Raw genomic sequence first — 26,398 nt, forward strand, 5'->3', positions numbered from 1 at the left:
ATGCCGAGCGTGGACATCACCTGTGCCCCCGATCACCCGGCCTTTGCCGGGCATTTTCCCGGCCGGCCGCTGGTTCCGGGCGTGCTGTTGCTGGACTGGGCACAGCATGCCGTCGAATCGGCGACCGGGCTGGTGCTGGAGGGGGTGGCGGCGGCCAAATTTCTCAGTCCCGCACTGCCCGGCGACGCGTTGAGCGTTGTGTACGAGGTGGTCGACCAGGCCGTGCGCTTCGAGGTGCGGTGCGGTGCGCGTGCCGTGGCCAGCGGCCGGTTCGTGGTTGCCCACCGGTCTGCGACATGAGCACACCCGGCGAGCCGCGCAAGTCCGGCGAAATGCCCGAGTGGATGCAGCGCAAGGAGCGCGGCACCGTGTTCTGGTTGCGCGTCATGTGCTGGCTCTCGCTGACCCTGGGGCGGCGCCTGTCCCGCACGGTGGTGTACGGCATTGCCCTGTATTTCCTGCTGGCCGTACCCGCCGCGCGCAGGGCTTCGCGCGCCTACCTGACGCGGTGTCTGGAGCGGCCTGCGACCTGGCGGGACGTGTACCGGCATTTCCTGACCTTTGCCAGCACCATCCATGACCGCGTGTACCTCATCAACGACCGGCATGAGTTGTTCGATATCCGCACGCACGGCACCGAAGCTTTGCACGCGGTGCACGCCCGCCAGCAGGGGCTCTTCCTGTTTGGCGCGCACCTGGGCAGTTTTGAGGTGCTGCGGTCCCTGGCGCGCGACCAGCCCGGCATGCGGGTCTGCATGGCGATGTATCCGGAGAACGCGCGCCAGATCAACACCATGCTGGCTGCGATCAACCCGCGGGCCATGCAGGACATCATTGCGCTGGGGCAGCTCGATGCGATCCTGGCCATCCGCAACAAGCTGGAGGACGGCGCCATGGTTGGCGTGCTGGCAGACCGTGCCGCCGGGCCGGATCAGTACATCAGCGTCCCGTTTCTGGGGGCGCCGGCCAACTTCCCGACCGGCCCCCTGCGCATGGCGGCGGTGCTGCGCCACCCGGTCTATTTCATGGCCGGTTTGTACCGGGGTGGCAATCGCTACGATGTGCATTTTGAGTTGCTGGCAGATTTTTCTGCCCTAGGTGCCGGGGGGCGTGACGCCGCCGTGCGCGAGGTCCTCACCCGCTACGTGGCCGCACTGGAGCGCCATTGCCGGGCGGCACCCTACAACTGGTTTAATTTCTATGAATTCTGGGAGCCTCAGCGCCGTGACACTGACTAATCCGATCCTGCCCCGCACGCTGGCTGCGGTCCTTCTCGCCCTTGCCACAGGCGTGGCGATGGCGGGTGACGTGAAGCTGCCGGAACTGATGCAGCTGCTGGCACAGCAGAAATCGGGCAAGGCCAGCTTTGTGGAAAAGAAATACATTGGCATCGTGGACAAGCCGGTGGAGTCTTCGGGTGAATTGGCGTTTACTGCCCCGAACAAGCTGGAGAAGCGCACCCTGAAGCCTGCGCTGGAGTCGCTGGTGCTCGAGGGCGACAGCCTCACCATCGACCAGGCCGACAAACGCCGCTTCACTGTGAGCCTGCAGGAACACCCGGAGGTGTCGGCTTTTGTGGAAAGCATCCGTGGCACGCTGGCGGGCGACCGCACGGCGCTGGAGAAGTACTACACCGTCGCCGTAACCGGCCCCATGGAGAAATGGCAACTGCAGCTCATCCCCACGCAGGCGCGCATGGCCCAGGTCATCAGCCGCATCCGAATCAACGGTGCGCATGCCAGCGTCAAGACCATTGAATTCGAGCAGGCGGACGGTGATCGTTCCGAGATGTTCATCACCGGAACGGTTGCCAAGTGAAGTCCGGTAGCCGCTCACTGGCGCTGGCCCTCTGGCTGGCTGCGTTGGCCGTGTGTGCGGCGGTGATCGTGCAGACCCGTTTTGTGGCGGACCTGTCTGCGTTCATGCCCAAGATGCCCAATGCGCGCCAGCAGCTGCTGGTTGAGCAGTTGCGTGACGGCGTGATCGCCCGCCTCATCATGATGGGGATCGAAGGCGGCGACGCGGCCGAGCGCGCCCGCCTGTCACGCGAGCTGGCGGCCGCGCTGCGTGCGCAGCCGTCGTTCATGGGCGTGCAAAACGGCGAGGCGTCGATCCAGGATCGGGACCGCGCCTATTTCTTCAACAACCGGTACCTTTTGAGCCCGGCAGTCACCAGTGAACGCTTCACCCGTGACGGCTTGCACCAGGCCATTGGCCACTCGCTGGATGCGTTGGCCGGCAATGCGGGGCTGGTACTCAAGCGCCTGCTGCCACACGACCCTACCGGCGAAACGCTGCAACTGCTGGAGCAGTTTGCCGGAGGCAGCCAGCCGCGCAGCCTGGAGGGCGTCTGGAGTTCCCGCGACGGCCAGCGGGCCCTGTTGCTGGCGCAGACGCGCGTGGAAGGTTCCGACACCGAGGCGCAAGCCCAGCTGATTCACACCATCGAGCAGACCTTTGCCGCCATCCCCGGCCGGCACGCAGATACCCGTCTGGTGATGAGCGGCACCAGTGTGTTCTCGGTGTCCTCGCGCAGCACGATCGAGACGGAAGTCAGCCGTCTGGCCATTGCCAGCCTGGTGCTGGTCACGGGCTTGCTGTTGTTTGTCTACCGGTCGTTCATCCTGCTGGCACTGGGCTTGCTGCCCGTGGTTTCCGGCGCCCTGGTCGGGATTGCGGCGGTGAGCCTGGGTTTTGGCCATGTGCATGGCCTGACGCTGGGGTTTGGCACCACCCTGATCGGGGAAGCCGTGGACTATTCGATCTACCTGTTCATTCAGCGTGCCCACGGGGCCGATGCCAGTGGTTTCTGGCGCACGATCCGGCTGGGCGTTCTGACCTCCATCGCGGGTTTTGCCGCCATGCTGGGCTCCGGATTTCCCGGCTTGTCCCAGCTGGGTCTGTACTCCATCAGCGGTCTGGTCGCCGCGGTGCTGGTGACCCGCTATGTCCTGACGGGCTTGATCCCGCCGGGAATGGCGGTGCGCGATCTGTCCCGGTTCGGCGTGCTGCTGGACGGCATGGTGCAGCGCCTGCGGCGTCTGCAGTGGCTGATTGCGGTGCTGCTGCTGGCGGCAGCGGGCACCGTGGCCTACCACTCCAGCGCTATCTGGAACCGCCAGCTGTCGGCCCTCAGCCCCGTCTCCAAGGCGGACATGCAGCTGGACCTGGAGCTGCGGCGCGACCTGGGGGCGCCAGACATGCGCTACATGGCAACGTTCACGGCGCCCGACCAGGAGACCGCCTTGCAGCGTGCCGAACAGGTCGGCGGGGTGATGCAGGGGCTGATCCGGGAGCAGGATCTGGGTGGGTTCAACTCGCCCGCGCGGGTTCTGCCCAGCCTGGCGTTGCAGCGGCAACGCCAAGCGGCGCTGCCGGACGAGGCGCAGGCACGGATCAACCTGCGGGAGGCCCTGGTGGGCCTGCCCATCCAGCCCGAGCGCCTGGAGGGTTTCCTGGCGGACGTGCAGGCCAACCGGTCCCGGCCCGCTCTGGTGCGCGCCGATCTGGACGGCACCTCGGCGGCGCTGTTGGTGGACTCCTTGCTGGTCAAGCGCGACAAGGACTTTCTGGTGCTCATGCCCTTGCAATCCACCGGAGTGGGCCCCCAGGGTGATGTGATTGACCTCGCCAGGGTCAACGCAGCGCTGGAAGCGGGAGGCCTCTCCGGCGTCACCGTGATTGATCTGCTGGAGGAAACGACGGGCATCTTCGATAGCTACTTGAAGGAGGCGCTGCTGCTGTCCGGACTGGGCGGCCTGGCCATTGTGGGGCTGCTGTTGCTGTCGCTGCGATCGGTCACGCGCATGTTGCGGGTGATCGCGCCGGTGGCCTGCGCGGTGCTGTGTGTGACGGCGGGGCATCTCGCCGGCGGCGTCCAGCTGACGATCTTGCATCTGGTGGGCTTGCTGCTGGTGGTGGCCGTGGGTTCCAATTACGCGCTGTTCTTTGACAGTGGCGCGCAAGCCCGCTCCCTGGCCGAGCGCCGTCAGACGCTGGTTTCGCTGGTGGTGGCCAATCTCACTACGGTGGCCAGTTTTGGTGTTCTGGGCCTGTCCTCGGTACCGGTGCTGTCGGCATTTGGTACCACCGTCGGGCCTGGCGCCCTGCTGGCCCTGTTTTTCTCCGCCATGTTGGCAGGAGGAGCTTCCGATGCGCCAGATCACTGATGCCTTCGACAGCACCCGCCGCGCGCAGACGCTGCTGGTACTGCTGCCTCCGGCGCAGGCGCGTCCCGAGGATTTCCTGGCACAGGGTTTTGTCGCTGCCGTGCGCGCGCGGGGAATCCGGGCGGATCTCGCGCTGGTGGAAACCACCTACCAGCACCTGATGGACAAAACGGGTGTTTCCCTGTTGCACGAGCAGGTGGTTCTGCCGGCCCAGGCGGCGGGCTACGCGCAGGTCTGGCTGGCGGGCATATCGCTGGGCGCCTTCCATGCCCTGTATTACGCGGCCGAACATGCGCACCACTTGGCGGGCGTCCATCTCATGGCGCCCTATCCGGGTACGAGCGATGTGCTGGCCGAAATCTGCACGGCCGGCGGTCCGCTTGCCTGGGCGGATGCTCCGTACGAAGGCCAGGGCGATGAGCGCGCCTGGTGGCGCTGGCTGTGCCGCGAGGCGCAATCTGGCCAGTGGGCCACACCGGTGCACCTTAGCACCGGCAGTGAAGACCGTTTTGTGCGAGGGCAACGCCTGATGGCCGATCTGCTGCCCGTCGCGCATGTGCGCACGGTGCCCGGTGGCCATGCCTGGCCGGTCTGGCAAGCCCTGTGGCAGCAATGGCTGGACCATGGCCCCCTCGCCCTGCCAGCGGTCCAGGCGCAAACCGGTGCCTCAGGGGGGTGACCATGCACGGCTGGCGGCCCACTCCTGCTCTGCTGGCCAGCGTGGCGCTGCATGTGGGCGCGCTGCTGGCGCTGCTCCTGCGCTTTGACCTGTGGGCCTGGGCGTTGGGCGGGGTGCTGTTGAATCACCTGGTTCTCGGTGCGATCGGCTTGTGGCCACGCAGCACGGCGCTGGGGCCCAATCTGGTGCGCCTGCCCGATGCGGCGGCGCGGCGTGGCGAAGTGGCCATTACCATCGACGACGGCCCCGATCCGGAGGTGACGCCACAGGTGCTGGCGATCTTGGCATCCCGGGGTGCACGCGCCACTTTTTTCTGCATTGGGGAGCGGGCCGCGGCGCACCCCGAGGTCTGCCGTGCCATCGTGGCCGCCGGGCATGCGATCGAAAACCACGGACAGTGGCACCGCAACCACACGGCAGCGCTGGGGCCGCGCGGCTGGCGGCGCGAGGTGGGCACCGCGCAAGCCACGCTGGCGGCCATCACCGGTCAGAAGCCGGTATTTTTCCGGGCCCTGGCGGGCCTGCGCAACCCTTTTCTCGACCCGGTGCTGCACCAGCTGGGGTTGCGGCTGGCCACCTGGACCCGCCGTGGCTATGACACCCGTGAGGGGGATGCCGCGCGCGTGCTGGCGCGCCTGACCCACCGGCTGGCGGCCGGCGATATTCTGCTGCTGCACGATGGCCACAGCGCCCGAACGGCATCGGGGCGCCCGGTCATTCTGGAAGTGTTGCCCCGCCTGCTGGATGAACTGGCCGTGCGCCGGCTCACGCCCGTCACCTTGCGTTCCGTATGCGATCCATCCTGAAACGGCGGCTGCGGGACTTGGCCAGTGAACCCTACCGGGTGTCCGGCCAGTTCCATTACCAATGGGCACGTGGCAAGCTGGGGCACGATCCCCTGTTCTTTGCGCTGATCGAACACGGGGTGTTTCCCAATGGGGCGCGGGTTCTCGACCTGGGGTGTGGCCGCGGGCTGCTGGCCGCCTGGTTGCTGGCTGCGGAGCAACTGCGGGCCGAGGGTTGCTGGCCGGCGTCCCTGACGCCGCCGCCCCGGGGGCTGCACTTTCGGGGGCTGGAACAGGTGGGGCAGGACGTGGCATGCGGCAACCGGGCCTTGCAGTCCGTCCATGGTCGGCGCGTGCAGCTTGATGCCGGCGATATCCGTGTGGCCGACCTGGGCGATGCAGACGCCATCGCGCTGCTGGACGTGCTGCATTACATCCCCTATGCGGAGCAGGAGCGGCTGCTGGACCGTGTCCGCACGGCACTGGATGGCGGGGGGGTCTTTGTGACCCGTGTGGGCGATGCCGGCGGCGGACTGCGGTTTGCGCTCAGCCAGTGCGTGGACATGGGCATTGCCCTGGTCCGGGGCTACCGCATCAGCCGCCTGTGGTGCCGTTCGCAGGATGCGTGGGTGCAGGCGCTGCAAGCCCGGGGCTTCGTGGTGCAGGCCTGCCCCATGAGCGACGGCACGCCGTTTGCCAACGTCCTGCTCGTTGCGCGTGTGGCATGATGCGCGCTGCCCAACTTTCAAGCACTTGTTCAAGCGGATCTGGCGTGCAATCACTTCGACTGAGTTCGTTCACCATGACCAGCGCTCTGGGCGCGGGTCTGGCCTCCACGCTGCAGGCCTTGCGTGCAGGACGCAGCGGCATCACGCGCACGCAATGGGAAACCGTGGACCTGGATACCTGCATTGGCATGGTGGATGGCCTGGATGCCCAGCCGGTGCGCGCTGATCTGTCCGCGTTCGACTGCCGCAACAACCGATTGGCCCAGCGGGGTTTGGAGCAGGACGGTTTTTCCGACGCTGTCCGGGGCGCTGTCGCGCGCCATGGCGCAGAGCGTGTGGGGGTGTTCCTGGGAACCAGTACGTCGGGCATCCTGAGTTCTGAAATCGCCTACCGCCACCGCGATCCGGTCAGTGGCGCCCTGCCGCCCGGCCTCGACTACCGCCACACCCACAACAGCTACTCGGTAGCCGACTTCGTGCGCCAGTACTTCGGCTTGCGGGGGCCGGCTTACGTGGTGTCGACCGCCTGCTCTTCCAGCGCCAAGGTGTTTGGCAGTGCCCAGCGCATGCTCGCCAGCGGCATGATTGACGCCGCGGTCGTTGGCGGTGTGGATTCGCTGTGCCTGACCACACTCTACGGCTTCAACTCCCTGCAGCTGGTATCGACCCAGCCGTGCAGGCCCTTTGATGCCCACCGTGACGGTATTACCATGGGCGAGGGCGCGGCGTTTGCGCTGGTGGAGCCTGCCGCCAACACGCAGCCCGGCGATATCCTGGTCAGTGGCATTGGCGAATCGAGCGACGCACACCACATGTCGTCACCCCACCCGCAGGGACTGGGCGCTCGCATGGCCATGGAGGCCGCCTTGCGCATGGCCGGTCTGCAGACCACCGACATTGGCTACATCAACCTGCATGGCACCTCCACGCCCAGCAACGACGCGGCAGAGGACAAAGGCGTCAGCGCCTTGTTTGGCACGCAGACGCCTTGCAGCTCCACCAAGGGGCATACAGGGCACACGCTGGGCGCGGCCGGCGGCGTGGAAGCCGTCATCTGCGCGCTGGCGCTGCGCCATGGCTTTGCCCCGGGCGGCGTCGGCACGCGGGAGCTGGACCCGCAGCTGCGCAGCCGATATCTGCTGGCCAACCTGGAGCAGCCGCTGCACCATGTGCTGAGCAATTCCTTTGGCTTTGGCGGCAGCAATTGCAGCCTCGTCCTGTCGCGGGTGCCGGCATGAGTGCGCTGCAGGTCCATGTTGACGGCATCGGTCTGATCGGACCGGGCCTGTCGGGCTGGGACGCCGCCTGCGGCGTGCTGGCGGGCCGCAGCACGCTTGAACTGGCAACGCCGGTGCTGCCGCCCGTTGAGGCTTTGCCGCCGGCGGAGCGCCGGCGCGTGGGGCAGGCCATCAAGCTGGCCATGGCGGTGGGTTTCGAGGCCGTGCGCCACGCCGGCGCCGATGCCACCCCACTGGCCACCGTCTTTTCCTCCACCGGGGGCGATTGCGACAATTGCCACGCCATTCTGGAAACACTGGCATCGGCGGACCGTGCCGTGTCGCCCACACGGTTTCACAATTCGGTGCACAACGCGCCCGCGGGGTACTGGAGTATTGCCACGGGCTGCATGGCACCTTCCACCAGCCTGTGCGCGTATGACGCCACCTTTGCGGCCGGCTTGCTGGAGGCTGCCACCCAGGTGTTGACCAGTGGCCAGCCCTGTCTGCTGATTGCCTTTGATACCTTGTACCCAGAGCCGCTGCACGCCCTGCGTCCCATTCCGTATGCGCTGGGCGTGGGCATGCTGCTCAATCCGCACAAGACGGATGCCGCGCGCGCCACGTTCACGCTGGCGACTACGCCGGTGGCTGTGACGCCCATGGCGGACGCCACGCTGGAGTCTTTGCGCCAGCACATTCCGGCCGCTCGCAGCCTGCCTTTGCTGCAACTCCTGGCTCAGGCCCGCAGCGGGGCCGTGGTGATTGACTACCTGGATGGGCTGCACCTCGCGGTGGAGGTGCAGGTGTGAATCCGGACCACGCCTGGATTGCGGCCCACATCCCGCACCAGGGCAGCATGTGCCTGCTGGAGGCCGTGCAGCACTGGAGTCCGACCGAGATCGTGTGCCGTGCGCACAGCCACCGCCGGGAGGACAACCCCCTGCGGTTTGCCGGGCGTCTGGGCATCAGTGCCGGCATTGAATACGCGGCACAGGCCATGGCGGTCCACGGGGCCTTGCTGGCCGCACAGGATGCTGTGCCCTGCGTGGGCTTCTTGACCAGCGTGCGCGATGTGCGCTGGCTGCGTTCGCGGCTGGATGACGTGGCAACGGACCTGACGGTGCGCGCCGAGCGGTTCTCCGGCAACGCGGTCAGCCTGCTGTACCAGTTCAGTGTGCTGGCGGCAGACGCCGTGCTGCTGAGCGGGCGTGCCAGTGTCCTGCTTCAGGCCCCCGAGGCGTGAGGCGGCTTCTTCATATTCACTCCGTATTGGAATCGCCATGCGACGTGCTTTAGTAACCGGGGGCAGTGGTGCCATTGGCGCCGCCATCTGTCGCCGACTGGCGGCCGACGGCATGCAGGTCATCGTTCACGCCAATCACCATATGGCGGCAGCCCAGGCGCTGTGTGATGAGCTGCGGGCACAGGGCGGTGCGGCCCAGGCCGTTCAGTTCGATGTGGTCGACGCCGATGCGACCCAGGCCGCTTTGGAAACCCTGCTGCAGGACGGCAGCATTGCGGTGCTGGTGAACAACGCTGGCATCCACGATGACGCCGCGTTTCCCGGCATGCGCCGAGCCCAGTGGCATGGCGTCATTGATGTGTCGTTGCATGGGTTTTTCAATGTGACGCAACCCCTGACCATGCCCATGGTGCGGGGCCGTTGGGGCCGCATCATCAATATCTCGTCCATTGCCGGCATTACCGGTAACCGGGGGCAGACCAACTACGCGGCGGCCAAAGGCGCTTTGCATGCCGCCACCAAGTCGCTCTCGCTCGAATTGGCCAGCCGGGGCATCACGGTCAACGCTGTGGCGCCCGGCATCATCACGTCGGACATGAGCAAGGACGCGTTTGATGCGGAAACCATTGCGCGGCTGGTCCCGATGAAGCGCGCGGGCAGGGCTCAGGAAGTCGCCGATCTGGTGGGGTTCCTCGCGTCGGAGCAGGCGTCGTATATCACCGGGCAAGTCATTTCGGTGAATGGCGGCATGGTGTGAGCCGTATCCGCTGATTACGCCAGGGCACAGGGCAGGGCGCACCCGCCCGCCCGGAACCAGCGTGCAAGGACCCGGAAGTCCTGTTGCTGTGCCGGTGTCAGGCGGGCATGGGCCTGCTGCATCCGGTGCCGGGTTTCGGTATCCAGGGTGCGCCGGGCCGCGCTCTTGAACACCACCATGAAGGGGGCCAGCGGGGTCTGGTAGCAGGCAACATCCGGTCCCAGCAGGGCGGTGGCATCACGCAACTCCGTGGTGCTGAACGCGGCCTGCAAGGACTGCAGGTAGTCCTGCGTAAACCGTGCACTCTGGCATTCCCGGCGATCGTATGCGAAGAAGCGCTGTGTGCGGGCGCGCTTGAATCGTCCGAAGTCCACCAGGTACAGGGCGCCTCCGGGCTTGAGCACGCGCCGTACCTCCTGCAGGGTGCGCCCCAGCGCCCGGGTGTCCGGCAAATGGTGCAGGGACATGGTGCACATGACGCCGTCCATGCTGGCATCGTCCAATCCGTCCAGGCGGGTCATGTCTGCGGTGGCCAGTTCCACATTGCCGACGGCGCCGCGCGCCAGCGTGGCCCGTGCCACATCGAGCATGGTGGCGGAGGCGTCGATCCCGACAAAGTGTGTGTGCGGGTTGAGCAGGGCGACGGGCAGCAGCTGGTTGGCAGGCCCGCAGGCCAGGTCCAGCACCCGGTCGCCGGGGCGCAGGAGGGGCGTGATCTGCAGTGCGTGAAACAGGTGCGTGAACGCCAGCAGGCCTTCGTCGCGTCCGCAGTCCACAAAGGCAGCAACCTGCTCCGGGTCGTGCATGACCAGGTCGGGCTCCGGTATCCGCTCCAGCACCTGCCGCGACAGGCGCTCCAGAAGCAAATGTCCCAACATTGCCGGGCCGGACATCAGCACCCTTTCATGTTGTCGGCACCCTGCTCGGCCGGTTACAGCGGCTTGACGGCCTGGTATTCCGCCAGGATGCTCATGCCCCTCACCTCGATGTGGCGGCGCACATCCGAGAAGCCGGCAGCCCGCAGCGTGGCCAGTACCTGCTCGGGGGGTACGCAGGCCTCGATGGTGTCCCAGTAGTAACGCCACAGCCGGCGGGTGTTCTTCTTGCGTCCCACCACCAGGGCCAGCAGCGGAACCAGGCCCTTCATGTACATCTTGAGCAGGAAGCGGCCCCAGCGGCTTTCGGGGCAGGTGATCTCCAGCAGGCACAGCTTGCCGCCGGGCTTCAGGACGCGGTGGAATTCGTGGAAGGCGGCGTCGAGATCGCTGATGTGGCGCAACGCGTAGCCCATGCTCAGGAAGTCGAAATGCGCATCGGGAAACCCGATGGCCTCCGCACTGCCCTGCACCAGCGCCACGCCGGCTGGCACTTTGGCGTTGGCCATCATGCCCGGGCTGGGGTCCACGCCCGTGACGAGGCTGGGCTCGCCCACAATGCGTGCGGCCTCCCGTGCCACCAAGCCGGTGCCCACGCCCACATCCACCACCCGCATGCCGGCTCGCAGACCCGCCCGTTCCAGCGCCTGGCCGCGGTACCACATACCGGTGCCAAAGCCCAGGATGTGTTCCATGCGGTCGTAGTCCTCGGCCGTGCTGTCGAACATGTCCCGCACGAAACCGGCGCGGGCCTGCTCGTCACGGTAGTAATCGGTCAGTGGCGCGTGGGGCGCCTTGGCGGGCGCCAGATTGGGGGAAAGGGTCATACAGGGGTCTCGGCAAGGTCAGGAAAAATCTTCCGCAGGAGCAGCAGGGGCAGGCGCACCGCAAAGCCGACCATCAGGCGGATGTGCATCCAGGTGAGCAAGCGGTTGTCGCGCCAGTAATTGAAATGGGACACTCCCCCCTCGTCGGCGCGCAGGTACTTGACCGGCGCGGGCAGGTTGACCGGGCGCACGCCGCGCCAGCACAGACGCACCACGGCCTCGGGGTCGAAGTCAAAGCGGCGCATCCAGCGCTGGCCTTGCATGACGTCGCGCAGGGCAGCCGCGGGATAGACCCTGAAACCGTACAGCGAGTCGCCGATGCCCATCCACAGGGTCTCCAGGTTGGCCCACCAGTTTGAAATCTTGCGCCCCTTGACCCGCAGTGCCGGTGCGCTGGCGTCAAAAACCGGCACCCCCAGCACCATGGCATCGGGAGCGCGTCGCGAGGCTTCCATGAACCGCGGGATCAGCGTCGCAGGGTGCTGGCCGTCCGAATCCATGCACAGGCAGTGGGTGAAGCCGGCCCGTAGGGCTTCCTCCAGCCCCTGCAACACGGCCGCCCCCTTGCCCTGGTTGGTGGGGAGGGTGATGACGTGCAGGCCATCGTCTTGCGACGCCAGGGCGCACAGGCCGTCGGCGGTTCCGTCGGTGCTGCCATCCACCACGACCCAGACGGGGTTCCATTGGGCGCGGGCCTCGCGGACAGTGTCATAGACCTTGCTGCCCGGGTTGTAGCTGGGAATCAGCACCAGATGGGAGGTGGACGGAATGGGCATGTCAGGCGCGCAGGCTCGGGTCGATGGAGCGGGTGAGGTGCTGTTCAAAATAGGCTTGCAGGCTTCCTGCCGTTTCGGCACAGGCTCCGCTGGAGGCCAGCTGCGCCCCCAATGTGGCCCGGTACACCAGGGGGAACTGCGGCGGGCGAAACAGGGGCCAGCCCTTGCTCAGATAGGGGGAGTTGGTGACGAGAAAAATGGCCTGCAACGGCACATGGGCCCGTTTGGCAATGAGGGCCACACCGGGCTTGAGGATATTGACCGGTTGGCGGGTGGTGCGGGTTCCCTCCGGAAAGACCAGCAGATGCTGCCCCGGTGCCAGTACCCGGATGGCCTGGCGCAGCATCGTGTCGGGGTGCCGGTTGGAGACGTAGCCTGCCACGCGGGCGCCGATGCCCAGCAGCAGGTTGGCGCCGATGCTGGCCTTCATGAGGCACACCGTCCGGTGCACCCGGGATACGATGAGAAAGACATCGATCATGCTGGGGTGGTTGGCGACCAGCAGCAGGGGGGCGCGCTGGTTCAGTCCGTCCAGGGCGTTCAGGTCCAGATGCATCAGGCCGCAGCGTTGTGCGCCCCACAGGAACAGGCGAAACAGGCCGCTGATCAATTGCTGCGCCAGCGGTTCCCGGAACGACCGGGGCGTTGCCAGCAAGGGCAGCAGGCCGAGATTGCCCGCCAGCAGCATGGCGCCCAGCCACAGGAGCATCAGGTAGAAGAGGCACAGTTGCCCCAGTCGCCGCGGCCACCCGGTGTCAGTGCGCATGGGGAAGCTGGCCTTCCGCCTCGATTTCCACGAGCAGGTCGTTGCGACAGATGTCAGCCTGCATGAAGCAGAAGTCCGTCATGCCGTGCGCGAGCAGGCAGTCGCGAACCACCGGATAGTCGGTGGCGTGGCGGATGTAGACGCAGCCCTTCAGGTGGCCCAGTTGCCACTGCCCGGTTCCGGCCTTGTCATTGGCGCTGTGCAGGACTGCCTGGATGTTGCGGATGGACTCCTGCGCCTGCGCCAGCACATTTCCGCAGTGCAGGGTCTGGTGTCCCACGATGCTGGCGGTGCCGCTGATGAACAGCACATCCTCTCCGGCGTGCTGTGGCAACCAGGCTGCGCGGGAAAAAATGGGCGGGTCTTCACCGTACTGCTTGGGGTAATGGTAGGAGCTGACTTGGCGGGGGTTCTCGATGGCGATGCCTGGACGGTTGCTCGCCAGGATGGCGACCTGAAACGGTCCGCTGTGGGTGCCCAGGGCGCAGGCTGCCGGGGCACCCTCGGCCAGGGTGTAGTTCTGCGCCCGGAAGGCATCCTTGCGCCCCAGGTTGAACAGTCGGTAGCGCTCCACGCCATTTTCCGGCTCGGTGATGTGCGGCAGGTAGTTCCAGATCCGCAACAGATGGGGCTTGCCCTGGGTCTGTGCGGTGCGCAACAACGTTTGATATGCATCAAAACTTTGCTGTGCTACCGGCGTGGGCGCCGAAATGGAAACGTACGCAAACAGGAAGTCGGCCGTTTGTGCCCAGGTCACGGTCAAGCCGTTGACAGTCTGGGAGGCCGTGGCGGGCTGCTCGCCGCCCACACACCACCACTGCTGGGCGTGCCGTGCACCTCCCAAGCAGGTCATGGGGACCTGAAAGAGGGGAATGGCATCTGCGGGATGGTGCAGGGGGGACACCACGCCGGGGAGGACCCGGGCCAGGTTGGGGTAACCCGGACGGTCCGGCCCGGCCTCATCCGTGACCGGACTACGATGCATCCATAACTTCAATTCAGACCGCTGGGTCAAAATGACCGCCCCCTACATGTTCGTTTTCAGATCCCCCGGCATTATGCCGTTTGTCGCTGTGCGCACACGCCCTGCAACGGGCCGGTTCACAGAGGGGGCTCCGGTACAATTTCGGCAAACAACCCGTACCCACCTATGCTTGAAGAAACCATCAAAAATTATTTGATCACCAGTGCAGGGGTTGATCCGGCCAAGTTTGCAGCGCCGGGACTGCAGGTCGCAGACCTTGAGCTGGATTCTTTGGGCTTGCTGGAGATGTTGTTCGAAATTGAAGACAAGTACGGCCTGCAGGTTCCCGAACCCATGCGGTTCCTGTCGATGAGCTTCACGGAAATGGTGGCTGACATCGAATCCACGGTGCGCGCGCACCATGGCGGGCAACTGCCGGCGCTCGACGCCGAAAAAGCTGCCTGCTGAGTGGATACGGTTCTCGTTACCGGCCTGGGCATGATCTGCCCTCTGGGCACTGATCGGCACAGCAGCTTTGCCGCTGCGCTGGCCGCCCGCAGCGCCGTCCAGATGGCGCCGGCCGGACTGGTTCCCCGGCTGCCCCATCTGTTGCTGGCTCCGGCCCCCGAGCCGGAGCCGTTGCTCGACAAGAAATATGCCGGTCTGGACCGCGCCACACAGTTTGCGCTGGTGGCCGCGCAGGAGGCCATGGCCGATGCGGGCATGGCCGTGCCGCCTGCCGACCCCACGCGTTTTGGCGTGTTTGTCGGCATCGGTTTCGGTGGCGCGCAGACGGTTGACAGTCTGTACACCCGCTATTTCGACACTCTGCACGATCCGGCTCAGGCGCACAAGAACCCGACCGTGATGCACCCGCTGTCGGTGCCCCGCATGATGGCCAATGCTGCGGCGGCCCTGGTGTCCATGCGGTACGGCCTGCGGGGGCAGAGCAGTACCTACTCCGTGGCCTGCGCGTCGTCGGCCGTGGCGGTCGGGGATGCCATGCGCGCCATCCGGCACGGCTACCTGGACGCTGCGGTGGTGATCGGTACCGAAGCCATGTTGAGCCCGGGTTCGCTGATGGCCTGGAATGCCCTGCGGGTCATGGCCAAGCCCGATGCCGCCGATCCGGCGCGCAGCTGCCGACCGTTTGCGGCCGACCGGAGCGGTTTTGTCCTGGGCGAGGGCGCGGCAGCCCTGGTGCTGGAAAGTGCGGCGCATGCCCAGTCCCGGCAGGCGCCTGTTCAGGCTGAAGTGGCCGGTTACGGCTGCAGCAGCGATGCCCAGCACATGACGGCACCTTCGGTGCAGGGGCAGGTCAGTGCCATGCAGCAAGCCTTGCGCGAGGCGGGCATGGAAGCGTCGCAGGTGCAGTACCTGAATGCGCACGGCACCGCCACCGATGCCGGGGATGTGACGGAGACCGAATCCATTCGCACGGTTTTTGGCGCTGCGGCCGACCGGCTGGCCGTCAGTTCGACCAAGGCCGTGCACGGGCACCTGATCGGAGCCGGCGGAGCATTGGAGTTCGCGCTCAGCATCATGGCCATGAACAGCGGTTCGCTGCCGCCCACCGCCCATCTGGACCAGGCCGATCCGCGGTGTGACCTCGACTACCTGCCGCTGCACGCCCGGCATGGGTGCCATGTTGACGCGGTGATGTCCAATTCCTTTGCATTCGGCGGCAGCAACGCAGCATTGCTGGCACGCCGGTATGCGCCATGACGGCGCCAGCCGTGGTCTATCCGTTCTCCCTGGATCGCCCGGCCATTCAGGCCCTGCTGCCGCACCGGGGCGATATCTTTGTCTGTGAGCAGGTGCAGGTCCAGGGGCCGCATCACTTCACGGGAATGGCGCGTTGGCCGCTGGAAAACGGCGTGATCCAGGGGCATTTTCCCGGGTTGCCGGTGGTCCCCGGCGTGCTGCTGATCGAAGCCATGGCGCAACTGGCGGGGGCCGGGCTGCTGGCCGGCGACCCCTACGTGCGGTCCTTGCCGGGCGACCTGGTGGGGGTGCTCGCATCGGTTCGCAAATGCCTCTTCAAGCGTCCGGTGGTGCCGCAGACCGATGTGGAGTTCCACATTCAGTGCCGGCAAATGGCCCCCATGGCCGTGCAGGTGGGTGCCACGGTGCATGCCCATGCCGCGGAGGTTGCGCAACTGGATATCCTGATGGTCTACACCGCCCGGTCGCAGCTGATGGCCGCCCTCCACGGCGGGTGACCGGTCCGGTGCGGAACGGTTCCGCACTAGGCGGTCCTGGCCAGCACGATCGCCGTGATGGTGGCCACGCCCGCGCTACGCAAGGTGCGGGCGGCGGCGTGCAGGGAGGCTCCGCTGGTCATGACATCGTCCACCAGCACCACGTGTCGGTTCCGGAGGTGTTCTGCCTGCAGGGGGTCTACGGCAAAGGCGTTCTGGACGCTGCGCAGACGTTCAGCGCGGGGCAGGGTGCGTTGGGGCGGTGTGTCCTGGATGCGCAGCAGCACGCCGGTGCGCGCCTTGGACGCATCCAGGGCGCAGGCCAGTTCGTGGGCCTGGTTGTAGCCGCGCTCCCGCAGGCGTTCTTTCGACAGGGGCATGGGTAGCAGCGCGTCGGCGCGCTCCAGTGCCGGCTCCACCCAGGGGGTGCTGCGCAGCACCAGCGCAAAGCTGGCGGCCCAGCCGGGATGCTGGCGGAACTTGAAGTCCGCCACCAGGGTGGACCAGGGGTAGGCATAGGGCACGGCCGCCAGGCAGGCGTCCAGCGGGGGCGGCGCCACCAGGCAGGCGCCACACTGGTGCACACCGGGAGGTACTTCCAGGGCACAGGTCTGGCAGCGGGGCAGTGGTTGCGCAAATGCGCCCACGCAGGCGTCGCACACCGGTTGGGCGGGCCAGGCATGGCACACGGCGCACTGGCTGGGCAGGCGTCGCGATATCCCTTGAAGCAGTTGGCGAAACACGCTGCCAATATACTCGTCTCGCCCCCTCTCTCCAGCCCCTGCACACCATGTCGTCCGCGCTCCCTCCCACCATCGATCTCCAGGCCGCTGCGCGCTGGGCCCGCAGTCTGCCGGCCGCCTCTCCATGGCTGCACGAGGAAGTCGCGCGCCGCATGGAGGACCGACTGCAGTGGATGACGCTGCAGCCGCAGGCCTGGGTGCACTGGGAGCCCTTGCGGGGCGGTTTGCAGGCGCAGGCGCTGCTCACCCGGCGGTATCCGAAATCAGAGTGTTATGTGGTGGAAACTGCCGCAGAACATGCGCAGACAGCTAGCAAATTGATAGCGCCTGCGTGGTGGAATCCGGCACGGTGGACCGGCGCGCCGGTCCACTTCGGCGCACCGTCCGCACCGGTGCAGATGCTGTGGGCCAACATGGCGCTGCACATGGCGGCGGACCCGCAGGCGCTGCTCACGCGCTGGGGCAGCCTGCTTGCGCCCGACGGGTTCCTGATGTTTTCCTGCCTGGGGCCCGATACCCTGCGCGAGTTGCGGGCGGTGTATGCCGCGCAGGGTTGGCCTGTCCCGTCGCACACCTTTACCGACATGCACGATTGGGGCGACATGCTGGTGCAGGCCGGTTTTGCCGAACCGGTGATGGACATGGAGCGCATCACCCTGACGTTTGCGACACCGCAGCGCCTGCTGGCCGAGTTGCGCGAACTGGGGCGCAACCTGCATCCGCAGCGCTTTGACGCCCTGCGCGGGCGCGGCTGGCGCACGCAGCTGTGCGCGGCGCTGGAGCGCGATGGTGCGCGCGCGGCGGATGGCCGCCTTCAGCTGACGTTCGAGGTCATCTATGGCCATGCGTTCAAGCCGCAGCCGCGCCTGACGATGCGCCCGGAAACGACAGTGTCGCTGGACGAAATGCGGACGGCTTTGAGGCAAGTCAAGAAAAAATAGCCGAGCGCTTGATAACCGGGCTTGACATTCGGTTTTGGTTCTGAATTTATTCGGATGGTGTGGGCTACAATAACCCGCAACCTGGTTCTGGCGACCCAGCCAGCGGCCTGCTACGCGGGTCGGGCTGGGGTTGGTGCCGATTAATCCGATTCGATGAAGAAACAACCATGATGAAGAGCATTTTCAAGAAGTTGGTTTCGCTGCTGCTGGCGGCCAGCGCATGGGCAGGTACTGCGGCGTTCACTCTGGCGCATGCGGTCAACGACCTGCCCGGCGGACCGGCGGTGCACCAGTTGAACCTGCACCCGCCAGTGACCCGGATCGCGGAAGAGTTGCACGGCCTGCACTGGTTCATGCTGATCGTGTGCTCCATCATTTTTGTGGCCGTGTTCTCCGTCATGTTCTATTCCATCTGGAAACACCGCAAGTCGGTGGGCCACAAGGCCGCCACGTTCCATGAGTCCGTGCTGGTGGAAGTGGTCTGGACAGTCATTCCCTTCCTCATCGTGATCCTGATGGCCTTGCCGGCGACCAAGGTGGTGGTGGCCATGAAAGACACCACCAACTCCGATCTCACCATCAAGGTGACCGGCATGCAGTGGAAGTGGGGTTACGACTACCTCAAGGGCGAAGGTGAGGGCATCGGGTTCATCTCGTCGCTCGACAGCAGCCAGCGCGCCTTGTCCGACGCCGGTGGCCCCAAGAAGGGCGACTCCGTCGATGACTACCTGCTCAAGGTAGATGCGCCTCTGGTGGTGCCGGTCAACAAGAAGGTGCGCATCATCACCACCGCCAATGACGTGATCCACTCCTGGGGTGTGCCCTCGTTCGGCGTCAAGCAGGATGCCATTCCGGGCTTTGTCCGCGACACCTGGTTCCGTGCCGAGAAGGTGGGCGACTACTACGGGAACTGCGTCGAACTGTGCGGCAAGGAGCACGCCTACATGCCCGTTCACGTCAAGGTGTTGTCGGCGGAAGACTATTCCAAATGGGTGGACGGCGAGATGAAGAAGCTGGCCGCCAAGGCCGATGATCCTGCCAAGGTCTGGACGCTGGCCGACAGCCTGCAGCGCGGTGAAAAGGTGTACGCCGCCAATTGCGCCGCCTGCCACCAGGCCAACGGCAAGGGCGGCGGTCCTGTCAAGCCGCTGGATGGAGCCGCAGTCGTGCTGGACGCAGACAAGACCAAGCAGATCGCCGTGGTGCTCAACGGGCAGAACAATCTGACCATGCCGTCCTGGAAGGCCCTGAGCGATACCGATATCGCCGCGGTCATCAGCTACACCAAGAACCACTGGTCCAACAAGACGGGTCAGGTGGTGCAGCCGGCCGATGTGCTGGCCTTGCGCAAGTGATGTGATCCGGGCCCGTCAAGCCGCCAGATACAAATTCGAGAATTGAGAAGGAAATCAGGATGAGTGCCGTTCTAGACCACCACGATCACGCCCATGACGACCACAGCCACGCGCCCGCGGGCTGGCGGCGCTGGGTGTTCGCCACCAACCACAAGGACATTGGCACGCTGTACCTGCTGTTCAGTTTCACCATGCTGATGATTGGCGGCATTCTGGCCCTGATCATCCGCGCCGAGCTGTTCCAGCCCGGGCTGCAACTGGTCAACCCCGAGCTGTTCAATCAGCTCACCACCATGCACGGCATCATCATGGTGTTCGGCGCCATCATGCCGGCCTTCGTGGGCTTTGCGAACTGGATGATCCCGCTGCAGATCGGTGCTTCGGACATGGCGTTCGCCCGCATGAACAACTTCAGTTTCTGGTTGATGGTTCCGGCCGCCGTGACGCTGGTCAGTTCGTTCTTCATGCCCGGCGGCGCCCCCGCTGCCGGCTGGACGCTGTACGCACCGCTGACTCTGCAGATGGGCCCCAGCATGGACGCTGGCATTTTTGCCATGCACATCCTGGGCGCCAGCTCCATCATGGGTTCGATCAACATCATCGTCACGGTGCTCAACATGCGCGCACCCGGCATGACGCTGATGAAGATGCCCATGTTCTGCTGGACCTGGCTGATCACCGCCTACCTGTTGATCGCCGTCATGCCCGTGCTGGCCGGCGCCATCACCATGACGCTGACCGACCGCCATTTCGGCACCAGCTTCTTCAACCCCGCCGGCGGCGGTGACCCGGTGATGTACCAGCACATCTTCTGGTTCTTCGGCCACCCCGAGGTGTACATCATGATCCTGCCGGCCTTCGGCATCATCAGCCAGGTGGTTCCCGCCTTTGCCCGCAAGAAGCTGTTCGGCTACGCCTCCATGGTGTACGCAACTTCTTCCATCGCTATCCTGTCCTTCATCGTCTGGGCGCACCACATGTTCACCACCGGCATGCCGGTGACCGGCCAGCTGTTCTTCATGTACGCCACCATGCTGATCGCCGTGCCTACCGCCGTGAAGATCTTCAACTGGATCGCCACCATGTGGCAGGGCTCCATGACGTTCGAAACCCCCATGCTGTTCGCCGTGGGCTTCATCTTCGTGTTCACCATCGGCGGGTTCACCGGCCTGATTCCGGCCGTGGCTCCGATCGATATCCAGCTGCAGGATACCTACTACATCGTGGCCCACTTCCACTACGTGTTGGTGGCCGGTTCGCTGTTTGCCATGTTCTCCGGTTTCTACTACTGGAGCCCGAAGTGGACCGGCGTGATGTACAACGAAACGCGTGGCAAGATCCACTTCTGGTGGTCCCTCATCGCCTTCAACGTCACCTTCTTCCCCATGCACTTCCTGGGTCTGGCCGGCATGCCCCGCCGCTATGCCGACTACCCCATGCAGTTCGCCGACTTCAATGCCGTGGCCTCCGTGGGTGCCTTCTTCTTCGGTTTCGCCCAGGTGTATTTCTTCCTGTTCGTGGTGGTGCCCACCATGCGCGGCCAGGGCGAGAAAGCCCCGCAGAAACCGTGGGAAGCCGCAGAAGGCCTGGAGTGGGAAGTGCCGTCGCCGGCGCCGTTCCATACCTTTGAAAACCCGCCCAAGCTGGACGCAACGGCCACCAAGGTCATTGGTTGAGCGTGGTGCAGGACCGGAGCGTGATCATGACCCCCGAGCAAAAGAAAGCCAATATCAAAACCGGCCTGATCCTGGCTTCGGTTGCGGCCCTGTTCTTCCTGGGCTTTGTGGCCCGGATGGTTGTCCTGGGGCACTGAGCCATGAACCTCAAGCGCGAAAACCTCCGCATGGTGGGCAAGCTGACCGTCATCACGGTTGGCATGTTCGCCTTCGGCTACGCGCTGGTGCCCATCTACAAGACGATTTGCGAGGTCACGGGCATCAACATTCTGGCGCTGGGCGACCGGACCATCCCCGGCGCCACGCCCGTTGGCCCGGCCAACACGCAGGTGGATACCAGCCGCACCATCACGGTGGAGTTCGACGCCAACGCTCGCGGGCCCTGGCAGTTCAAGCCGGCGCTGCGGTCGGTGCAGGTGCACCCGGGCGAGCTGACCACTGTGATGTACGAATTCCAGAACACCCAGAACCGGCGCATGTCGGCGCAGGCCATTCCCAGCTATGCGCCCCAGCAGGCCGCTGCGCATTTCAACAAGCTGGAGTGCTTCTGCTTCAACCAGTACACGCTGGATCCGGGCGAGAAAAAGAACTGGCCGGTCGCGTTTGTGATTGATCCGAAGCTGTCCAAGGACGTGAACACCATCACGCTGTCCTATACCTTTTTTGAAGTTGGTGGCAAAACGCCTCCGGCTCCGGTGGCCAGTGTGCGGGGTGCTGACGGGACGGAGGTGCGGTCGTGACGGATAAAAATTCGGCGGCCCCCGCGGCCTCGTTCTGGCGCAGCGTCAAGCTGGTGGCCTGGTCGTTCCTGGGTGTGCGCAGCAAGAGCGGCTATCAGGAGGATCTGGCCCGGGTCAACCCCCTGCACGTGGTGGCGGTCGGGCTGGTCGGGGTGCTGTTGCTGGTGGTGGGGCTGGTGGTGCTGGTCAATTGGGTGGTTGCTAAATAAGAGAAGACGAAGCCCCCGGGTTTTTCGCGGGCTAGGAACAGACGAGTATTTGGAAGGAATGGAGCTGAAATGAGTTCATCAACACACGGCGCAAGCCCGTACTACTTTGTGCCCGGCCCCTCGCGCCATCCCGCCATGGCGGCGCTGGGGCTGTTCTTCGTGATCCTGGGCGCAGGCCAATGGGTCAACGGAGTCGAGTGGGGCAAATATGCGCTGGCCATCGGCCTGGTGGGCTGGCTGGCTGTGCTGTACCAATGGTTTGGCGATGCCATCTCGGAGAGCGAGAGTGGCCAGTACGGGCACAAGATCGATCTGTCGTACCGCTGGAGCATGAGCTGGTTCATCTTCTCCGAAGTGATGTTCTTCGGCGCGTTCTTCACGGCGCTGTGGTGGGCCCGCGCCCACTCGGTGCCCGCGCTGGGCAGCCTGGACAACTCCCTGCTGTGGCCCGGCTTCAAGGCCGTGTGGCCCAGTGTGGCAGCCGGTGCCACGGCGTCGCCCGCCGGCATTGTGGAGCCCTTCACGACCATGGGCCCGTTCTGGCTGCCCACCATCAACACGGCCTTGCTGCTGTCCTCCGGCGTGACCCTGACCATTGCCCACCACGCCCTGGTGGCCGGCAAGCGCAGCACGACCATCGGCTTCATGTGGGCCACGGTGCTGCTGGGCGCCACGTTCCTCTGCGTGCAGGGCTTCGAGTACTACCACGCCTACACCGTGTACAACCTGAAGCTGACTTCGGGCGTATTTGGTTCCACCTTCTTCATGCTGACCGGCTTCCACGGCTTCCACGTGTTCGTGGGCATGCTGATGCTGCTGTTCATTACCCTGCGCCTGCAAAAGGGGCATTTCACACCCCAGCGCCATTTCGGTTTTGAAGGCGCGGCGTGGTACTGGCACTTTGTCGACGTGGTGTGGTTGGGCCTGTACGTGCTGGTCTACTGGCTCTGATCTTCGGGGCGCCATGTAAAAAGGCACCGCTTGCGGTGCCTTTTTGATTGGTGCCCTGAACAGGGGCCGGTCAATGTCCCGGGGGAATGCCGCTCGGGTGGATGTAGCCCATTTTCCAGGCCACGAGAATACCGACGAACAGAACGATGGACAATCCCACCCGCAACCCCAGGGCGCGGGCCATTTTGGGGGAGGCGTTCTCGCCGTTGCGCCCGCCGCGCAACATGAAGAACAGGGCCAGCGCCAGACTGGCGAGAATGGCCACAAAGGCAATGCTTACAAGGTACGTCATGCACAGGATTATCGGGTGAATTCCCGTTTGAAGTTTGCCCTGGTCTCGGTGCTGGCCGTCGCAGCGATGGCGGCCACGGTGGCGCTGGGTGTGTGGCAGCTGTCACGGGCCACGGAGAAGCAGGAACGCCAGGCCGCCGTGGAGCGCCAGAGCGCCAAGTCGCCGCTGGACAGCGCGGCCCTGCGCCACGCGGCTGACCCCCTGGGGCTCTTGCACCAGCGGGCGCGTCTGCGCGGCTCGTGGGTGCAGGGCGCCACGGTGTACCTGGAGAACCGCCCCATGGACGGGCGCGTCGGGTTCCTGGTGCTGACGCCCCTGTTGCTGGAGGGCGGCGGTGCCGTGGTGGTGCAGCGGGGCTGGACGCCCCGCAATTTCGTGGACCGCACGCGCCTGGCGCCCCTGGACACGCCGAATGGTGTGGTTGAAGTGGAGGGGCGCATGGCCTTGCCACCGTCCGACCTTTATGCCCCGGGTGGCGTGGGGGAGGGTGCAATCCGGCAGAATCTCGACCTGACACAATTCAGGCGGGAAACCGGCTTGCCGCTGCCGGCCATCACCCTGCAGCAGACCGGCGCCTCGGGCGATGGCCTGCTGCGTGACTGGCCCGCCCTCAACCTCGGGGTGGAAAAGAACATCGGTTATGCCTTGCAGTGGTTTGCCCTGGCCGGCCTGATTGCCGTGCTGTATGTCTGGTTTCAAATTGTTCGACGTTTCATTCATCGCCCCAAGGACCCGTCCCGCCATGTCTAGCCCCCCTCTCCATGACGATCAGCCCCTGGGCATGACCGTGCATTCCCTGCCTGCCCTGCAGGAGGTCGCGACCGCGCAGGCGGGGCGCACCCGCATGGGGCGCTGGAAAATGCTGCTGGTGCTGCTGGTGTGCGTAGCCCCGGTCGTGGCGTCGTACTACACCTACTACGTGCTGCGCCCGGAGGGGCGGCGCAATTTCGGCGAACTGATCAATCCCCAGCGCCCGTTGCCCGATCTGGTGGCCACTACGCTGGACGCCCAGCCGGTCAACCTGCGTGCACTCAAGGGCCAGTGGTTGCTCGTCAGCGCGTCCACCGGCGCCTGCGACGATGCCTGCCAGCGCCACCTGTACCTGCAACGCCAGTTGCGCGAGGCGCTGGGCAAGGAAAAGGACCGCGTGGACTGGGTCTGGCTGATCACCGATACCGCGGTGGTGCCCGAGGCGCTGCGTCCGGCGCTGAAGGGCGCCACGGTGCTGCGGGTGCCACCCGCGGCGCTGGCCCAGTGGCTGCAGCCGCAGGCCGGGCACGAGCTGTCCGAGCACCTGTATCTGGTGGACCCCATGGGCAACTGGATGATGCGCTTCCCGCCCCAACTCGACACCCACGGTGCCTCCAATGTCAAGCGTGACCTGGACCGCCTGCTGCGCGCCGCAGCTGTCTGGGACACCCCCGGCCGCCAACCCTGAGAACGACCGTTATGCCTACTGCTTTGTACGATTTTTCGCCGGTCCTGCGCATGCTCGTGATGGGGCTGCTGCTGGCGTCCGGGCCGCTGACTTGGGTGGTGCTGCGCAACCGGGGGGCCACGCCCGTGGGGCGCCTGCAGGCGCTGACCGTGATGACCCTGTTCCTGACCTTTGACCTGGTGCTGTTCGGTGCGTTCACCCGGCTGACCGACAGCGGCCTGGGCTGCCCGGACTGGCCCGGCTGCTATGGCAGCGCCAGCCCGCTGGGGGCCGGGGAGCATATTGCGGCGGCCCAGCAGGCCATGCCCACCGGGCCGGTGACGCCTGGCAAGGCCTGGGTGGAGATGGTGCACCGCTATCTGGCCATGGGCGTGGGCGTCCTGATCACCGTGCTGGCGGTTGCCGGCTGGGTGGGGCGCAAGTCCCCTGCCTTGCGGGGCGGCATCAGCCCCTGGTGGCCGACGCTCACCCTGGTGTGGGTGTGCATCCAGGGTGCCTTCGGCGCGCTCACGGTCACCATGAAACTGTTTCCCGCCATCGTGACCCTGCATCTGCTCGGGGGTTACATGTTGCTGGCCCTGCTGGCCACGCAGGTGGTGCGCCTGGGGCCCCCGCCCGTGCCGGGCAGCGCGCTGCGCCACGGCGCGCGTACCGCCTTGTGGCTGGCTCTGGGTTTGCTGGTGTTGCAGGCCGCCTCGGGCGCCTGGGTGAGCACCAACTACGCCGTGCTGGCCTGCGCCGAGTTTCCGATGTGCCAGGCCAGCTGGTGGCCGGCCATGCATTTTGCCGAGGGCTTTGAAATCTGGCGCCCCCTGGGCTTGACGGCGCAGGGTGAGCACATCAGCTTCCAGGCGCTCACGGCCATCCATTTTTCGCACCGCCTGCTGGCTGTCCTGACCCTGCTGGTGCTGGGGGGCCTTGCGTGGCACCTCGGGCGCCGCTACCCGGCCTTGCGCACTCCGGCGCGGGCGCTGGGCATGCTGGTGGTGCTGCAGTTCGCCACGGGCCTGAGCAACGTGGTGCTGGATTGGCCCCTGGTCGCCGCCGTGCTGCATACCGGCGGTGCCGGTGCCATGGTGGTGGCGCTGGTCTGGCTGCTGACCCGGGGCCGGACGGCACCCGCGGAGGTGTCCGCATGAGCGCCAATACGTCTGCGCCGGCCCTGTCCGTGTTCCGGCAGTTTTATGCGCTGGCCAAGCCGCGCGTCATCCAACTGATTGTTTTCTGCGCCCTCATCGGCATGGTGCTGGCCGTGCCCGGGGCCCCGACGCCGGCGCAGGTGGTGCGGGCGGCGCTGGCCTGCCTAGGCATCTGGCTGGTGGCGGGGGCGGCGGCGGCCTTCAACTGCCTGGTGGAAAAGGGCATCGATGCCAAGATGAAGCGCACTGCCTGGCGCCCCACCGCCCGCGGTGAACTGGGCGACGGGCAGACCCTGCTGTTTTCGGTCGCGCTGTGTGCCCTGGGCTCGGCGGTGCTGTATTTCTGGGTCAACCCGCTGACCATGTGGCTCACCTTTGCCACGTTTGTGGGCTATGCCGTGGTCTACACCGTGATCCTCAAGCCGCTGACGCCGCAGAACATCGTCATCGGCGGCGCGTCCGGCGCCATGCCGCCGGTGCTGGGCTGGGCGGCCATGACGGGCGACGTGGGGCCCGAGGCGCTGATCCTGTTCCTCATCATCTTCCTGTGGACGCCGCCGCACTTCTGGGCGCTGGCCCTGTACCGGGTGGAGGACTACCGCAAGTCCGGTCTGCCCATGCTGCCGGTGACGCACGGCAGCGAATTCACCCGGCTGCAGATCCTGCTCTACACCCTGGTGCTGTTCGCGGCCTGCCTGCTGCCCTTTGTCTACGGCATGAGCGGCTGGCTCTACTTGGCCGCGGCGGTGGTGCTGGGCGCGGGTTTCTGCGGCTACGCCTGGAAGTTGTGGCGCGACTACTCCGATGCGCTGGCGCGCAGGACCTTTCGCTTCTCTTTGATCCACCTCAGCGCCCTGTTCGCGGCGCTTTTGCTGGACCACTATATTTTCTAGACGGCGCGCTAGACTGCAGGGTCTGGCGCGG

At 65.8% G+C, this 26,398-nt stretch carries 32 protein-coding genes; 25 read left to right on the top strand and 7 right to left on the bottom strand.

Annotated features, from left to right (window positions below; genetic code table 11):
- The 11 genes from AC1Q5W_RS07925 to fabG are packed head-to-tail and all read left to right on the top strand — an operon-like array spanning position 1 to position 9,581.
- Positions 1–300: an ApeI family dehydratase gene (locus tag AC1Q5W_RS07925; RefSeq protein ID WP_492644062.1), complete on the top strand. Its 300-nt coding sequence runs from the start codon at positions 1–3 to the stop codon at positions 298–300.
- On the top strand, positions 297–1,238 hold the full coding sequence (locus tag AC1Q5W_RS07930; RefSeq protein WP_492644061.1) for a lysophospholipid acyltransferase family protein: 942 nt from the start codon (positions 297–299) through the stop codon (positions 1,236–1,238). The genes AC1Q5W_RS07925 and AC1Q5W_RS07930 overlap by 4 nt, the downstream gene beginning before the upstream one ends.
- On the top strand, positions 1,225–1,818 hold the full coding sequence (locus AC1Q5W_RS07935; protein WP_492644060.1) for a LolA-related protein: 594 nt from the start codon (positions 1,225–1,227) through the stop codon (positions 1,816–1,818). Before AC1Q5W_RS07930 ends, AC1Q5W_RS07935 begins: the two co-directional genes overlap by 14 nt.
- Positions 1,815–4,169, top strand: coding sequence for an MMPL family transporter (locus AC1Q5W_RS07940; protein WP_492644059.1), 2,355 nt, complete (start codon positions 1,815–1,817; stop codon positions 4,167–4,169). Before AC1Q5W_RS07935 ends, AC1Q5W_RS07940 begins: the two co-directional genes overlap by 4 nt.
- The gene (locus tag AC1Q5W_RS07945) at positions 4,153–4,848 is read left to right on the top strand and encodes an alpha/beta fold hydrolase (RefSeq protein WP_492644058.1); all 696 of its coding nucleotides are present in this window, start codon (positions 4,153–4,155) and stop codon (positions 4,846–4,848) included. Before AC1Q5W_RS07940 ends, AC1Q5W_RS07945 begins: the two co-directional genes overlap by 17 nt.
- A gap of 2 nt (positions 4,849–4,850) precedes the next feature.
- Entirely contained in the window at positions 4,851–5,654 is an 804-nt protein-coding gene (locus AC1Q5W_RS07950) for a polysaccharide deacetylase family protein (protein WP_492644057.1), read from the top strand.
- The gene (locus tag AC1Q5W_RS07955) at positions 5,639–6,361 is read left to right on the top strand and encodes a methyltransferase domain-containing protein (RefSeq protein ID WP_492644056.1); all 723 of its coding nucleotides are present in this window, start codon (positions 5,639–5,641) and stop codon (positions 6,359–6,361) included. Before AC1Q5W_RS07950 ends, AC1Q5W_RS07955 begins: the two co-directional genes overlap by 16 nt.
- A gap of 44 nt (positions 6,362–6,405) precedes the next feature.
- The gene (locus AC1Q5W_RS07960; protein ID WP_492644055.1) at positions 6,406–7,599 is read left to right on the top strand and encodes a beta-ketoacyl-[acyl-carrier-protein] synthase family protein; all 1,194 of its coding nucleotides are present in this window, start codon (positions 6,406–6,408) and stop codon (positions 7,597–7,599) included.
- Positions 7,596–8,390 carry a beta-ketoacyl synthase chain length factor gene (locus AC1Q5W_RS07965; protein ID WP_492644054.1) on the top strand — a complete coding sequence of 265 codons (795 nt, stop codon included), beginning with the start codon at positions 7,596–7,598 and terminating at the stop codon, positions 8,388–8,390. The genes AC1Q5W_RS07960 and AC1Q5W_RS07965 overlap by 4 nt, the downstream gene beginning before the upstream one ends.
- Complete coding sequence (locus AC1Q5W_RS07970; RefSeq protein WP_492644053.1) at positions 8,387–8,824, top strand: hotdog family protein; 438 nt, start codon at positions 8,387–8,389, stop codon at positions 8,822–8,824. Before AC1Q5W_RS07965 ends, AC1Q5W_RS07970 begins: the two co-directional genes overlap by 4 nt.
- 37 nt (positions 8,825–8,861) lie before the next feature.
- Entirely contained in the window at positions 8,862–9,581 is a 720-nt protein-coding gene (gene fabG, locus AC1Q5W_RS07975; protein WP_492644052.1) for a 3-oxoacyl-ACP reductase FabG, read from the top strand.
- A gap of 14 nt (positions 9,582–9,595) precedes the next feature.
- Here fabG and AC1Q5W_RS07980 read toward each other — a convergent pair whose 3' ends face one another.
- From AC1Q5W_RS07980 to AC1Q5W_RS08000, 5 genes are read right to left on the bottom strand one after another with little or no spacing between them, the layout of a single operon-like run.
- Positions 9,596–10,474: a class I SAM-dependent methyltransferase gene (locus AC1Q5W_RS07980; protein WP_492644051.1), complete on the bottom strand. Its 879-nt coding sequence runs from the start codon at positions 10,472–10,474 to the stop codon at positions 9,596–9,598.
- A gap of 38 nt (positions 10,475–10,512) precedes the next feature.
- Entirely contained in the window at positions 10,513–11,283 is a 771-nt protein-coding gene (locus AC1Q5W_RS07985; protein WP_492644050.1) for a class I SAM-dependent methyltransferase, read from the bottom strand.
- The gene (locus AC1Q5W_RS07990) at positions 11,280–12,059 is read right to left on the bottom strand and encodes a glycosyltransferase family 2 protein (protein WP_492644049.1); all 780 of its coding nucleotides are present in this window, start codon (positions 12,057–12,059) and stop codon (positions 11,280–11,282) included. Before AC1Q5W_RS07990 ends, AC1Q5W_RS07985 begins: the two co-directional genes overlap by 4 nt.
- Before the next feature lies 1 nt (position 12,060).
- Positions 12,061–12,825, bottom strand: coding sequence for a lysophospholipid acyltransferase family protein (locus AC1Q5W_RS07995; protein ID WP_492644048.1), 765 nt, complete (start codon positions 12,823–12,825; stop codon positions 12,061–12,063).
- Positions 12,815–13,810 (bottom strand): chorismate transformation FkbO/Hyg5 family protein, encoded by a 996-nt coding sequence (locus tag AC1Q5W_RS08000; protein WP_492644047.1) that lies wholly within the window; start codon positions 13,808–13,810, stop codon positions 12,815–12,817. The genes AC1Q5W_RS07995 and AC1Q5W_RS08000 overlap by 11 nt, the downstream gene beginning before the upstream one ends.
- 165 nt (positions 13,811–13,975) lie before the next feature.
- Here AC1Q5W_RS08000 and AC1Q5W_RS08005 point away from each other — a divergent pair, with 165 nt between their 5' ends.
- Genes AC1Q5W_RS08005 through AC1Q5W_RS08015 form a run of 3 tightly spaced genes read left to right on the top strand, consistent with a single transcriptional unit; the run spans position 13,976 to position 16,011 of the window.
- The gene (locus tag AC1Q5W_RS08005) at positions 13,976–14,257 is read left to right on the top strand and encodes an acyl carrier protein (protein WP_492644046.1); all 282 of its coding nucleotides are present in this window, start codon (positions 13,976–13,978) and stop codon (positions 14,255–14,257) included.
- Complete coding sequence (locus AC1Q5W_RS08010) at positions 14,258–15,514, top strand: beta-ketoacyl-[acyl-carrier-protein] synthase family protein (protein ID WP_492644045.1); 1,257 nt, start codon at positions 14,258–14,260, stop codon at positions 15,512–15,514. It begins immediately after the preceding gene.
- Entirely contained in the window at positions 15,511–16,011 is a 501-nt protein-coding gene (locus AC1Q5W_RS08015) for a 3-hydroxyacyl-ACP dehydratase FabZ family protein (protein ID WP_492644044.1), read from the top strand. Before AC1Q5W_RS08010 ends, AC1Q5W_RS08015 begins: the two co-directional genes overlap by 4 nt.
- Before the next feature lie 26 nt (positions 16,012–16,037).
- On the opposite strand, the gene AC1Q5W_RS08020 is transcribed toward AC1Q5W_RS08015, so the two are convergent.
- Positions 16,038–16,733, bottom strand: coding sequence for a ComF family protein (locus AC1Q5W_RS08020; protein ID WP_492644043.1), 696 nt, complete (start codon positions 16,731–16,733; stop codon positions 16,038–16,040).
- A gap of 47 nt (positions 16,734–16,780) precedes the next feature.
- Between AC1Q5W_RS08020 and AC1Q5W_RS08025 the strand changes: the two genes are divergently transcribed.
- The 7 genes from AC1Q5W_RS08025 to AC1Q5W_RS08055 all read left to right on the top strand — a co-directional run bounded on the left by AC1Q5W_RS08025 (position 16,781) and on the right by AC1Q5W_RS08055 (position 22,605).
- The gene (locus tag AC1Q5W_RS08025) at positions 16,781–17,674 is read left to right on the top strand and encodes a biotin synthase (RefSeq protein WP_492644042.1); all 894 of its coding nucleotides are present in this window, start codon (positions 16,781–16,783) and stop codon (positions 17,672–17,674) included.
- A 170-nt stretch (positions 17,675–17,844) separates the two neighbouring features.
- Positions 17,845–19,029 (top strand): cytochrome c oxidase subunit II, encoded by a 1,185-nt coding sequence (gene coxB, locus AC1Q5W_RS08030; protein ID WP_492646128.1) that lies wholly within the window; start codon positions 17,845–17,847, stop codon positions 19,027–19,029.
- A gap of 59 nt (positions 19,030–19,088) precedes the next feature.
- Positions 19,089–20,705, top strand: coding sequence for a cytochrome c oxidase subunit I (gene ctaD / locus AC1Q5W_RS08035; protein ID WP_492644041.1), 1,617 nt, complete (start codon positions 19,089–19,091; stop codon positions 20,703–20,705).
- 26 nt (positions 20,706–20,731) lie between these two features.
- Positions 20,732–20,842, top strand: coding sequence for a cytochrome oxidase small assembly protein (locus AC1Q5W_RS08040; protein WP_492644040.1), 111 nt, complete (start codon positions 20,732–20,734; stop codon positions 20,840–20,842).
- Positions 20,843–20,845: 3 nt separating this feature from the next.
- Entirely contained in the window at positions 20,846–21,445 is a 600-nt protein-coding gene (locus AC1Q5W_RS08045; protein WP_492644039.1) for a cytochrome c oxidase assembly protein, read from the top strand.
- Complete coding sequence (locus tag AC1Q5W_RS08050) at positions 21,442–21,654, top strand: DUF2970 domain-containing protein (RefSeq protein WP_492644038.1); 213 nt, start codon at positions 21,442–21,444, stop codon at positions 21,652–21,654. The genes AC1Q5W_RS08045 and AC1Q5W_RS08050 overlap by 4 nt, the downstream gene beginning before the upstream one ends.
- A 69-nt stretch (positions 21,655–21,723) precedes the next feature.
- A complete protein-coding gene (locus AC1Q5W_RS08055; RefSeq protein ID WP_492644037.1) occupies positions 21,724–22,605 on the top strand; it encodes a cytochrome c oxidase subunit 3 in 882 nt (293 codons plus the stop codon).
- Positions 22,606–22,675: 70 nt separating this feature from the next.
- On the opposite strand, the gene AC1Q5W_RS08060 is transcribed toward AC1Q5W_RS08055, so the two are convergent.
- Positions 22,676–22,897, bottom strand: coding sequence for a twin transmembrane helix small protein (locus AC1Q5W_RS08060; RefSeq protein WP_492644036.1), 222 nt, complete (start codon positions 22,895–22,897; stop codon positions 22,676–22,678).
- Between the two features lie 15 nt (positions 22,898–22,912).
- Between AC1Q5W_RS08060 and AC1Q5W_RS08065 the strand changes: the two genes are divergently transcribed.
- From AC1Q5W_RS08065 to cyoE, 4 genes are read left to right on the top strand one after another with little or no spacing between them, the layout of a single operon-like run.
- Entirely contained in the window at positions 22,913–23,647 is a 735-nt protein-coding gene (locus AC1Q5W_RS08065) for an SURF1 family protein (protein WP_492644035.1), read from the top strand.
- Complete coding sequence (locus AC1Q5W_RS08070) at positions 23,640–24,335, top strand: SCO family protein (protein WP_492644034.1); 696 nt, start codon at positions 23,640–23,642, stop codon at positions 24,333–24,335. Before AC1Q5W_RS08065 ends, AC1Q5W_RS08070 begins: the two co-directional genes overlap by 8 nt.
- Before the next feature lie 11 nt (positions 24,336–24,346).
- Positions 24,347–25,474, top strand: a complete 1,128-nt coding sequence (locus AC1Q5W_RS08075; protein WP_492644033.1) for a COX15/CtaA family protein — start codon at positions 24,347–24,349, stop codon at positions 25,472–25,474.
- Positions 25,471–26,367, top strand: a complete 897-nt coding sequence (cyoE, locus tag AC1Q5W_RS08080; RefSeq protein WP_492644032.1) for a heme o synthase — start codon at positions 25,471–25,473, stop codon at positions 26,365–26,367. The genes AC1Q5W_RS08075 and cyoE overlap by 4 nt, the downstream gene beginning before the upstream one ends.
- The last annotated feature ends 31 nt before the right edge of the window (positions 26,368–26,398 follow it).

Source organism: Rhodoferax sp. MLSD5-FHT05B10 (assembly GCF_058793415.1).

What these genes read in the sequence shown, in the direction of transcription:
- AC1Q5W_RS07925 (WP_492644062.1), top strand. Translation starts at nt 1, where the DNA reads ATGCCGAGCGTGGACATCACCTGTGCCCCCGATCACCCGGCCTTTGCC.
- AC1Q5W_RS07930 (WP_492644061.1), top strand. Translation starts at nt 297, where the DNA reads ATGAGCACACCCGGCGAGCCGCGCAAGTCCGGCGAAATGCCCGAGTGG.
- AC1Q5W_RS07945 (WP_492644058.1), top strand. Translation starts at nt 4,153, where the DNA reads ATGCGCCAGATCACTGATGCCTTCGACAGCACCCGCCGCGCGCAGACG.
- AC1Q5W_RS07950 (WP_492644057.1), top strand. Translation starts at nt 4,851, where the DNA reads ATGCACGGCTGGCGGCCCACTCCTGCTCTGCTGGCCAGCGTGGCGCTG.
- AC1Q5W_RS07955 (WP_492644056.1), top strand. Translation starts at nt 5,639, where the DNA reads ATGCGATCCATCCTGAAACGGCGGCTGCGGGACTTGGCCAGTGAACCC.
- AC1Q5W_RS07965 (WP_492644054.1), top strand. Translation starts at nt 7,596, where the DNA reads ATGAGTGCGCTGCAGGTCCATGTTGACGGCATCGGTCTGATCGGACCG.
- fabG (WP_492644052.1), top strand. Translation starts at nt 8,862, where the DNA reads ATGCGACGTGCTTTAGTAACCGGGGGCAGTGGTGCCATTGGCGCCGCC.
- AC1Q5W_RS07980 (WP_492644051.1), bottom strand. Translation starts at nt 10,474, where the DNA reads ATGTCCGGCCCGGCAATGTTGGGACATTTGCTTCTGGAGCGCCTGTCG.
- AC1Q5W_RS07985 (WP_492644050.1), bottom strand. Translation starts at nt 11,283, where the DNA reads ATGACCCTTTCCCCCAATCTGGCGCCCGCCAAGGCGCCCCACGCGCCA.
- AC1Q5W_RS07990 (WP_492644049.1), bottom strand. Translation starts at nt 12,059, where the DNA reads ATGCCCATTCCGTCCACCTCCCATCTGGTGCTGATTCCCAGCTACAAC.
- AC1Q5W_RS07995 (WP_492644048.1), bottom strand. Translation starts at nt 12,825, where the DNA reads ATGCGCACTGACACCGGGTGGCCGCGGCGACTGGGGCAACTGTGCCTC.
- AC1Q5W_RS08000 (WP_492644047.1), bottom strand. Translation starts at nt 13,810, where the DNA reads ATGCATCGTAGTCCGGTCACGGATGAGGCCGGGCCGGACCGTCCGGGT.
- AC1Q5W_RS08005 (WP_492644046.1), top strand. Translation starts at nt 13,976, where the DNA reads ATGCTTGAAGAAACCATCAAAAATTATTTGATCACCAGTGCAGGGGTT.
- AC1Q5W_RS08015 (WP_492644044.1), top strand. Translation starts at nt 15,511, where the DNA reads ATGACGGCGCCAGCCGTGGTCTATCCGTTCTCCCTGGATCGCCCGGCC.
- AC1Q5W_RS08025 (WP_492644042.1), top strand. Translation starts at nt 16,781, where the DNA reads ATGTCGTCCGCGCTCCCTCCCACCATCGATCTCCAGGCCGCTGCGCGC.
- coxB (WP_492646128.1), top strand. Translation starts at nt 17,845, where the DNA reads ATGAAGAGCATTTTCAAGAAGTTGGTTTCGCTGCTGCTGGCGGCCAGC.
- ctaD (WP_492644041.1), top strand. Translation starts at nt 19,089, where the DNA reads ATGAGTGCCGTTCTAGACCACCACGATCACGCCCATGACGACCACAGC.
- AC1Q5W_RS08040 (WP_492644040.1), top strand. Translation starts at nt 20,732, where the DNA reads ATGACCCCCGAGCAAAAGAAAGCCAATATCAAAACCGGCCTGATCCTG.
- AC1Q5W_RS08045 (WP_492644039.1), top strand. Translation starts at nt 20,846, where the DNA reads ATGAACCTCAAGCGCGAAAACCTCCGCATGGTGGGCAAGCTGACCGTC.
- AC1Q5W_RS08055 (WP_492644037.1), top strand. Translation starts at nt 21,724, where the DNA reads ATGAGTTCATCAACACACGGCGCAAGCCCGTACTACTTTGTGCCCGGC.
- AC1Q5W_RS08060 (WP_492644036.1), bottom strand. Translation starts at nt 22,897, where the DNA reads ATGACGTACCTTGTAAGCATTGCCTTTGTGGCCATTCTCGCCAGTCTG.
- AC1Q5W_RS08070 (WP_492644034.1), top strand. Translation starts at nt 23,640, where the DNA reads ATGTCTAGCCCCCCTCTCCATGACGATCAGCCCCTGGGCATGACCGTG.
- AC1Q5W_RS08075 (WP_492644033.1), top strand. Translation starts at nt 24,347, where the DNA reads ATGCCTACTGCTTTGTACGATTTTTCGCCGGTCCTGCGCATGCTCGTG.
- cyoE (WP_492644032.1), top strand. Translation starts at nt 25,471, where the DNA reads ATGAGCGCCAATACGTCTGCGCCGGCCCTGTCCGTGTTCCGGCAGTTT.